Origin of the sequence: Halomonas sp. SIMBA_159 (assembly GCF_046536035.1) — a bacterium.
Taxonomy (GTDB): domain Bacteria; phylum Pseudomonadota; class Gammaproteobacteria; order Pseudomonadales; family Halomonadaceae; genus Vreelandella; species Vreelandella venusta_A.
Map to the genome: position 1 here is coordinate 1 of NZ_JAWJBT010000665.1, position 269 is coordinate 269.

Sequence of the window (269 nt, forward strand, 5' to 3'; positions counted from 1 at the left end):
GACTCTTTCATAATTTCCTTCCTTAAGACTTGGCGAATTAGGTTCTTATTTAATATTAAACCAGCTAAAATGCCTGTGGCTGCGCTGAGATTATCGCGCTGGGGTAACTCCTCGGTTGTGTTCAACTGTTGAGCAACATTTCTTAACGTCTCTTCTGCTTTGTCTGGTTGAGTTAAAACTGCAAAAGGATACAATGCTGGGGAAGATAAAAACCTCTCTGGAGGTTGCTCCCATAATCTAATTGCTTCAAATTCATGAGAGGTCTTTTC

General features: G+C 40.5%; 1 protein-coding gene. It reads right to left on the minus strand.

Annotation, left to right across the window (positions count from 1 at the left end):
- A partial coding sequence (locus tag R0J87_RS20880; RefSeq protein ID WP_498888653.1) for a hypothetical protein occupies window positions 1–269 on the minus strand: 269 nt, incomplete at both ends.